9 protein-coding genes are annotated in these 8,018 nt (G+C 64.5%); 4 read left to right on the top strand and 5 right to left on the bottom strand.

The features are described from left to right. The coding region (locus AC5JJ6_RS31755; RefSeq protein ID WP_496045879.1) for a B12-binding domain-containing radical SAM protein at positions 1-1,564 on the top strand (1,564 nt) is incomplete at its 5' end. An 8-nt stretch (positions 1,565-1,572) separates the two neighbouring features. Here AC5JJ6_RS31755 and AC5JJ6_RS31760 read toward each other — a convergent pair. From AC5JJ6_RS31760 to AC5JJ6_RS31770, 3 genes are all read right to left on the bottom strand, one after another. Beyond that, positions 1,573-1,965, bottom strand: coding sequence for a hypothetical protein (locus AC5JJ6_RS31760; RefSeq protein WP_496045880.1), 393 nt, complete (start codon positions 1,963-1,965; stop codon positions 1,573-1,575). Beyond that, positions 1,955-2,806 carry a helix-turn-helix domain-containing protein gene (locus AC5JJ6_RS31765; RefSeq protein WP_496045881.1) on the bottom strand — a complete coding sequence of 284 codons (852 nt, stop codon included), beginning with the start codon at positions 2,804-2,806 and terminating at the stop codon, positions 1,955-1,957. Before AC5JJ6_RS31765 ends, AC5JJ6_RS31760 begins: the two co-directional genes overlap by 11 nt. Before the next feature lie 252 nt (positions 2,807-3,058). Further along, a complete protein-coding gene (locus tag AC5JJ6_RS31770; protein WP_044430613.1) occupies positions 3,059-3,958 on the bottom strand; it encodes a replication initiator protein A in 900 nt (299 codons plus the stop codon). A 457-nt stretch (positions 3,959-4,415) separates the two neighbouring features. Between AC5JJ6_RS31770 and AC5JJ6_RS31775 the strand changes: the two genes are divergently transcribed. Continuing rightward, on the top strand, positions 4,416-4,718 hold the full coding sequence (locus tag AC5JJ6_RS31775) for a hypothetical protein (protein WP_496045882.1): 303 nt from the start codon (positions 4,416-4,418) through the stop codon (positions 4,716-4,718). A gap of 101 nt (positions 4,719-4,819) precedes the next feature. On the opposite strand, the gene AC5JJ6_RS31780 is transcribed toward AC5JJ6_RS31775, so the two are convergent. Together AC5JJ6_RS31780 and AC5JJ6_RS31785 are read right to left on the bottom strand one after the other, a co-directional pair. After that, a complete protein-coding gene (locus AC5JJ6_RS31780) occupies positions 4,820-6,151 on the bottom strand; it encodes an extracellular catalytic domain type 1 short-chain-length polyhydroxyalkanoate depolymerase (RefSeq protein ID WP_496045883.1) in 1,332 nt (443 codons plus the stop codon). Positions 6,152-6,283: 132 nt separating this feature from the next. After that, complete coding sequence (locus AC5JJ6_RS31785) at positions 6,284-6,703, bottom strand: CopG family transcriptional regulator (RefSeq protein ID WP_496045884.1); 420 nt, start codon at positions 6,701-6,703, stop codon at positions 6,284-6,286. A 341-nt stretch (positions 6,704-7,044) separates the two neighbouring features. On the opposite strand from AC5JJ6_RS31785, the gene AC5JJ6_RS31790 reads away from it, so the two are divergent. Both AC5JJ6_RS31790 and AC5JJ6_RS31795 read left to right on the top strand, forming a co-directional pair. Further along, positions 7,045-7,239, top strand: coding sequence for a hypothetical protein (locus AC5JJ6_RS31790; protein WP_496045885.1), 195 nt, complete (start codon positions 7,045-7,047; stop codon positions 7,237-7,239). Positions 7,240-7,483: 244 nt separating this feature from the next. Next, entirely contained in the window at positions 7,484-7,732 is a 249-nt protein-coding gene (locus tag AC5JJ6_RS31795) for a hypothetical protein (RefSeq protein WP_496045886.1), read from the top strand. Positions 7,733-8,018: the final 286 nt, after the last annotated feature.

The following is an 8,018-nucleotide window of genomic DNA, read 5'->3' on the forward strand; positions in this document are numbered from 1 at the left end:
CATGGCAGACATCGTCCTCATCAGCCCTCGGTTCGAAATGTCGTATTGGGGGCTGGAGCACGCCCTGCCCCTGATGGGACGCCGGGCCAACATGCCCCCGGCTGCCCTGCCGCTGATCGCGGCGCTGACGCCGCCCGGCCACAGCGTCACGATCATGGACGAGAACGTCGGCCCGATCGACTTCGGCCGCTGCGCCCGAGCGGATATCGTCGGACTGACCGGCATGATCGTCCAGCGTCACCGGATGCGGGAGATACTGGTGGAGCTGAAGCGGCGCGGCGTTTTCGTCGCGGTCGGCGGCCCCTGGATCAGCGTGCGGGAGGATTATTTCGGACACCTCGCCGATACCGTCTTCGTCGGCGAGGCGGAGGAGACATGGCCGAGGTTCCTGGAGGACTGGCAAGCCGGGAACCCCGCGCCGCGCTACGAGCAGGCTGAAAAGACCGATCTGTCCAAGCTGCCGGCGCCGCGCCTCGACCTGCTCGACATGCGGAACTATGCCTTCGGCAACGTCCAGTTCACCCGAGGCTGTCCCTTCACCTGCGAATTCTGCGACATCATCGTTCTGTTCGGCCGGCGTCCCCGGATCAAGACCGTCCCGCAGATCATCGCCGAACTCGACCAACTGCACCGGCTGGGCCAGGAAATCGTCTTCATCGTCGATGACAACCTGATCGCGAACAAGAAGGCCATCGTCGAAGTCCTCCGCGCGGTGATCGAGTGGCAGCGCGAGCGCGGCTTTCCGCTGACCTTCTTCACCGAAGCCTCGCTCGATCTGGCCGACGAGCCGGCGCTGATGCAGCTTATGGTCGATGCCAACATCGTCAACGTCTTCGTCGGCATCGAGACGCCGAACGAGGAGTCGCTGCGGGAAACCAAAAAGCTCCAGAACCTGCGCCGCGGCGGCACCATGGTCGAGAAGATCCACGCGATCCAGTCCGCCGGCATGGAAGTCTGGAGCGGCATGATCCTGGGCTTCGACCACGACGACGAAACCATCTTCGACGCCCAGCTCCGCTTCGCCGGCGAGGCCCGCATCGTCGGCTCCATGATCGGCATGCTGAACGCGATCCCGACCACGCCGCTCCACGCAAGGCTGGCGGCGGAAGGACGGCTCGACCCCGACGACGATTCCGCTTTCGGGACCAACGTGATCCCGGTGAAACTCGACCGTGCGGTGCTGCGCGACGGCTACCTCCGCGTGCTGCGCGACATGAGCGAGCCGGCGGCGTATTTCGACCGGCTGGACTCGCTCTACATCACCGGCCCGCTGTCGGGCGACCAGGGACGCACCGCAAGGTTGACGACGCGGCCATGGCTGAGACGGCGCGAGCAGGCGCGCTTCCTGGTGCGTGCCGCCGTGCTGTTCGCAAGGGTGATGCTGCGCGTGACGGAGCCGGACCTGAAGGCGGAATACCGCCGCCGCATCCTGAAGCTCGCCAGAACCAACCCGCGTCCGGTGCTGCTGTTCGTCTATGCATTGCGTGCCGCCATGCACTACCACGCGTGGCGCCTCGCCGGCTCAATGTCGGCCAGGCAGGGCATCGTGGTGAATTCGTATTGAGCCGTCCGTCATCGGCACCGCCTTGCCCGCGACTCCTCGTCCCATTGGCGTTTCAGCCGCACGGTGTCCAGCTTGAGACGGAGCGATTCCAGCCGGTCCAGGCGGCTGCGCCGCTCTTCCAGGTCGGCGGCGATGTGTTTGCGGAAATCGGCGACTTCCGGCAGGCGCCGGTAGGCGAACTGTTCCCAGACGGCGCGGAACGCCTTCCGCCACAGGTCGCGCGGCCAGCCGGCCATGACCTCGACGTCCATCTCCAGTGCTATGTCGTCCGGCAAGGGGAAACCTCGACGCGACGCCAGGGTGGTGAGGGCGGCCAGCACTTCGCCGGCGTCTCCCGGAGCCAGATCGGAACGGGCCTGCGCCACGGCGGCGGGCAGGCGGTCGACGATCTCAGCCGGCATGTCCGGCAGATGGATCGCCGGCTCGTCGGCCCATGAGTCGGTCCAGGCAGGCAGCCGCGCGCCGCCGGTTGTCGTCGGAGAGGGAACCGCCGGCTGGGACGGACGGGTGAGCTGGACCACGGTTCCGGGGTTTTGCCGAGCGGGTTTCATGGGCTGGTTCCTGAGCGGGAGCGGCGTTGGCGGCGGAGGAGGAGGTGGCGGCTGGAAGTTGCGGGAGCTTGCCCTTCGGCTCGATCAGCCAGCGCCGCCACGCGGCGGAGGGATCGGCGTAGCGGTAGCCTTTGGCGCGGCAGGACAGGACGAAGCTTTCCGTGAATGCCAGGACGTCGAGGTTCGGATGCCGCGACTTTGCCCAGGCGATGTCGTCCACGGTCGGAACCCAGTCGGCGGAAACCGGCTCGGCCGAAACAGGGTCAACCGGCTCGCGCGCTGAGCTTGAGAAAGAGGTATTTGATTCGTCGTGATGACTCGTGTCAGCGGGCTGTACAGCGGCGTCAGCTTGTTCTGACACCTCCGCCGCCTCCGATTCGGCATCGCTGCGGCGGCGCGCGACGCCGTCCTGAAGGCGGTAGCGGCTGGCCCGCTGGCGGCCTTCGATGTACTGGCGGTCGTGCAGGAGAAGGCCCTGCTCTTCCAGCTCGGCAATGGCGGCGTGAACCCAGGCGCGCGAGCGCTCCAGGTCGGAGGCGATGGTTTCCTGACGCACCCAGATCCAGCCGACGCGGTCGGCATAGGTCGCGAGTGCGGCGTAGACAGCTTTGGCAGCCACGGAGAGGCCGGGCCGGCGCATGACCGACGCGGCAACGGTTCCCCATCGACTGCCCAGTTGTTGAGCGCCCATGATGTCCCTGCGGATATGTTGATGACCCGCGGCGGACAAAGTCCTCCCCTGGCGAGAAACCGCTGGCCGGCTTTTCGCTTGTCAGGAAGGACGGGACCGGACTACTCTGGAGGTGTCGAGGCTACAGGTAGGTGGTTCCATCCGCCGCTTGTATTCGGGGAAAAGGTCCGCCCTGGCAGGCGGGCCTTTCCTTGTTTTCCGGCTACGTCATGTCAAAAAACCTCATTCTTCCAAAACTCCGTTCCTGGGCCTTCACAGTTCCGGATTCCAGAACGGCAGCGTCGTGAAGTCCGCCGGCCTGCCGGAGGAGCGCCGCCAGAAGATGACGGCGACATCCTTCAGCGGAATGCGTTCGGAGCCTTCCATCGGCCCGGCTTCCAGACGTTTCTGATTGGCCAGCGCTATGCCGTAGTCGGGCAGACTGTCCGCTTCCAGCAACTGCTTGACCAGATACTTGAACCCCTTGAGCGGGGTCGAGCCGCCGACATGGGTCTTGAGGGACTCCAGGTTGATCCGGAAACCCTCGTTGCCGCCCATGTGGCTGCGGGCGATCTCGTAGATGCGCCGGGGCAGCGGCGCCAGTTCGAAGTACCGCTGGTTATAGGTCAGCATCATGTCGTCGTGCAGGATGGCGCGGTAGAGCCAGTCGCACAGCTCGACCGTGATCGAGCGCATCGACTTCTTGCCGTCCTTGGTCGTGCGGTAGTTGATCTTGGCCTTCGAGATCCAGGAGAACCAGGCATCCTCGCCCTCGCCGCCGGTCTCGATATTGGTCTTGATCTGGGTGCCCTGGAGCCGGTCGATGCTCTCCCGGATCTGCTCGTAGGCGGAGCCGCCCACGACCTTGCCGGATACCCGGCAGAAATCGTTGGCGGTGAAGGTGAACTTCTGCGCCGGCCGCTCCCCCTTCTCCATCTTCTCGCGCATCAGACTGGCGATGTAGATGATGAAGTCCTTGTCCACGACGTTGGCCATGCCGGAATAACTCGGCTTGACCTCGATCCGGCGCAGACCGTCATCATAGACGATCGGGTCCATGGATTTCCGGCTGGTATCGAGAGCGAAGAAGCCCCAGACCATCATCCGGCGATCATTGCTGACGTCACCCCGCAGGGGACTGTCGAACAGGCCTAACTGGCGTCCTTCACTCATGGCTCCTCCTCATGGATGCATGATGCCACCGCAGGTCCGCCCGTACAGTCGATGAATCGCGCAGGTCAACCAAACGCCAAATCTTTTTCCCTGGGGTCAACCAAACGCCAAACCGGTGAACCTCCGAGGTGAACCAAACGCCAATGCGGTCGACCATCAGGTAAACCAAACGCCAATGCGGTGGGCACCCAGGTAAACCAAGAGCCAACGATACCCACTCGAATCGGCCCCGACTCCCGTTTTAGTCGGTTGACGGGGGTGTGGGGCATGGCCGAGCTTGGCGTTCAGTTGACCAGAACCGCCCGAATCGCATTCAGGTGCGGACCGCGCCCACGGCGCTTGGCGTTGGATTGACCTGATGGAGCCGGGGGGCTGGAGGCCGGACGTCCCGCTTGGCGTTCGGTTGACCAACCGGCGGGCCGGTACACCGAAACGGATCGAGAGGAGACGACGAGACATGGCGACGATCAGCGAGCAGCAATTCCTGGCATCCCTGGAGCAGGATCCGCCGGCGGTCGAGCTGCCGCCCCTGCTTCAGGCCATCCGGCTTGGGCTGAGGGGCGAATGGGAACCGGCGCACGGGATCGCCCAGACGATGGAGGACGACGCCGACGGGGCCTGGGTCCACGCTTGGCTTCACCGGATCGAGGGCGATCTCGGCAATGCCGGCTACTGGTACCGCCGTGCCGGCAAACCGGCCGCCACGGAGAGCACCGATTCCGAAGGACGGGCGATAGCGCGGGCGCTGCTGGAGCGGTGAGCCTGCGGTCATGGAATTCCCCATAAGGACCCTCATAAGAAAAGGGCCGCGGTTTCCCGCGGCCCAAGGTCGATCGATCGGTCTCTGAAGCGTGGTGAAGCTCAGAGGCTATGTTCGAAGAAGAAACGCAGCATCTCGCGCGAGGCATCCGGCCCACGCGGGTCGGTGTAGGAACCGGACGAGCTGCCGCCCGCCCAGGCGTGACCGGCCCCCTTGATCGTCCACTGCTCGCACAGCGCCTTGCCAGAAGCATCGGCGTGGACGGTGCGGCTGTAGCCGTGGCCGTTGGGGGCCGTCGCCTGTCCGCTCTCCACCTTGGACGTTAAACCGGACGCCGAGGCCTTGGCCTGGGCAACCACCGCGTCGCCATTGCGGAGGTTGACCGTGGAGTCCTTGTCGCCGTGGAAGACGATGGTCGGGACGGGGCGGGTGCTGGCCGCTCCGGTGCCCCCTCCCCCCTGGCGCATCGCGGCGAAGGCGGAGGGGATGTCGCGGGCGGCGCCGACCGGAAGGCCGGAATGGACGCAGACCGCGGCGTAGAGGTCGGGATAGGCGGCACCCATGATCGCCGCCGCCGCACCGCCGGCCGACAGACCGGCGACGTAGACGCGGGTGGCATCGACCGGATGCTCGGCGATGATCTGGCGCGTGATCCCGGCGATGATCGACGGTTCGCCCCGGTCGCGCCCCTGGTCGTTGGGGGTGAACCAGTTCCAGCACTTCTGCGCGTTGGCGGAGGACGGCTGCTGCGGATAGACGACGATGCAGCCGTGTTCCTCGGCCAGCGCGTTCATCCGGGTACCGGCGGCGAAGTCGTCGGGCGACTGGGTGCAGCCGTGCAGCATGACGACCAGCGGCATCGGCTGGCCGGTCCGCTTGGCCGGGACGTAGAGCTTGTAGTCGCGGCTTCCGGCCTGGTTGCTGAAGGTCGCGGTGGTGAACGATGCGCCGTCGGGCAGCGGCTCGGCTGCCGGGCGCAGACCGGCGCCGCCCAAGCCATTGAGGCCGCTCAGGCCGCCGATGTCGAAGTTGCCGATATCGAACTTACCGATATCGAACTTACCCATGTCGAACTGGCCGGCGTCGAACTGGGCTGTTTTGGCACGGGCGGCGAGATCGCGCAGCGTTTCGGCCAGACCCGTGCGGGGCTTCGGGTGGAACTTGCCGGTAAAACCGGAGGCTGGCTTGGGCTCGGGCTTGGCGGCTTTGGCCTTCGGCTTGGTCGTGGGCTGCGGATCGGCGTCGTCGAGGACGACCGGCTCCACGTCGATGATGGTCGGAGACGCGGCGGTGGAAGCGGGACCGGTGCGCGCCGGTTCCGGGATGTCGCCGCCCTGGAGCAGGCGCTGGATCAGGGCGGTCGCTTCTGCGAAGTTGCCTGTCGTGGTGAGGCGGGTCGCTTCCGCCATTCCGAGGGACATTCTGTTGGACATGTCGAAGCCTTTCAAAGCTTGCAAGCGGGCCTGGGAGAGGGCGCAGGTCCTCTGGTCGAGGGACGATGCCGTCTCCCGCTGCTGGGTTCGGTCGGTGTCGGGGCCGGCGGCGCGTGACGCCGCCGGAAACGGCTATTTGATGCGGTCCGCCAGGGTTGCCTTGACGGCGGCGCTGGCGTGCAGCGCCCCCAGCACGGTCAGGGAGGCGATGGTGGCGCGGGCGAGTTCGGGCGTTACGTCGGGGGCGATGGTTGCGAGGCCGAGGACGCGGACGTCGAGCATCTGCCCCGCTTCCTTCGCCGCTTCAAGATCCTCGCGGGTGAAGGTGCGGAGGCCCAGATCGACGCTCTTGCGGGTCACGGCCTGCCGGACCACGTCCGCGTGCCGCTCGATCTGATTGCGGATGGCGGTCCGGATGAAGTCGGTGCGGTTGGAGTAGAACCCTTCCTGCACCAGGAGATCGACGTGGCCGAGGTCCACGTAGCCGAGATTGATCGTGATCTTCTCGCTGTCGGTCGCCTTCGATCTGATGTCAGTTACGTTGCCGGCCATCTCATTTCCATCCTCTTACCATCTGCATGGATGGTAATTGGTGCTGGCCCGGATGTCCTTCAAGCGGAAACCGTCCTGTGCGTCGAAGAATGTTCACATGCCCTTGGCGTGCGCAAATGTAAGCAAGTGTCATGATTCTGCGGTCTCCGGTATGCGGACATGCGAATGCGTTTCCGCCGAGGCTTCAGCGGATGGAAATGACGGACATGGTTCGGGTGTTGACGGAAGGACACTTATCCTAGATCGGGAACGCCGTCAATCGTTGCGGATCGTGATGGTTCCGCTTGGCGGCTGTTGTTCCAGGCGGGTGTTCAACCGGAAAAACCAACAGGAGAGATCAGGTGAACGCGAGCATCAAACCCGATAAGCCCGCCGGCAAGACCGACAGTGACGATCCGACGATCAACACCGACGACCCGCCCGCCGGCCTGCCGGATATCGGAGCGCCAGGACTGGGCGGCGACGAGATGCCGGGCGGTGCGATTACCGGCGGGGATGGAAAGGCGATCCGGAAGGAAAAAAAGTCCGAGTCGTAGGGTTTGACGATCTCGATACAAATCGAGGGGCCGGCCGCCGAGACAGTGGGCTGTTGCACGAGCAACTGCGAGGCGGCCCGACCTTAACTGAATGCTTAATCCATTCGAAAAGCACGGGTCAGTACGTCCCGGTTGGTCGGGCGCTAATGGCGTGGACAAACGCTTCCTGGTACGGTGAGCTTCCATTGGGCCCGGATGGTCCGGCCTTTGCGAGGTTCGAGCAATACGTAGGCGGGATTTAGCAATGACCACCATGGCATATCGAGTTGGATCATTCACCGGTTTCGTCGCCGATGATCTGCGCACCGAGCGGCCCGCGTCTTCAGAAGCGAAGGCTGTATCGTTGCCGTCGCACCGGAGAACGGAAGAGGTCGGCAGCCACTCGGTCGATCATTGCACCGCAGCGGATGTCATGCGGAAGCTGGGCTTCGACGACAAAGATATCGAATTCGCTTTCGGATACGTGCCTCGCCATTTCCAGCCTCGGGGCTGATGGCGACGGTTGGCGTTAGTCTCCGCCAAGTCTACCGAATGCGCGCAGCCCATGGTCAACGCCGCTGACCTCGCAGGAAGACCGGCAGATGTCTGCCGGTCCTATACCAAAACTCGAAAAAGTTGACAGGTGAAGACGCACCTGCTTGTCGGCTGTCTCTTCGCTTTTGACCAACCTGCGCGGCTGAATTGCCGGATGATTTTTGAACGCGATATGTGTTACATCGTACTATCTGACAAACACATCAGAGTGTCGAACATGCCGGATGCGACCTTCACTTTCCGCG

The organism is Skermanella sp. (assembly GCF_059503625.1).

Bases quoted from the DNA above. Each gene is read 5' to 3' on its own strand.
- AC5JJ6_RS31780 (WP_496045883.1), bottom strand. From the start codon at position 6,151: ATGTCCAACAGAATGTCCCTCGGAATGGCGGAAGCGACCCGCCTCACC.
- AC5JJ6_RS31785 (WP_496045884.1), bottom strand. From the start codon at position 6,703: ATGGCCGGCAACGTAACTGACATCAGATCGAAGGCGACCGACAGCGAG.
- AC5JJ6_RS31795 (WP_496045886.1), top strand. From the start codon at position 7,484: ATGACCACCATGGCATATCGAGTTGGATCATTCACCGGTTTCGTCGCC.
- AC5JJ6_RS31765 (WP_496045881.1), bottom strand. From the start codon at position 2,806: ATGGGCGCTCAACAACTGGGCAGTCGATGGGGAACCGTTGCCGCGTCG.
- AC5JJ6_RS31760 (WP_496045880.1), bottom strand. From the start codon at position 1,965: ATGCCGGCTGAGATCGTCGACCGCCTGCCCGCCGCCGTGGCGCAGGCC.
- AC5JJ6_RS31775 (WP_496045882.1), top strand. From the start codon at position 4,416: ATGGCGACGATCAGCGAGCAGCAATTCCTGGCATCCCTGGAGCAGGAT.
- AC5JJ6_RS31770 (WP_044430613.1), bottom strand. From the start codon at position 3,958: ATGAGTGAAGGACGCCAGTTAGGCCTGTTCGACAGTCCCCTGCGGGGT.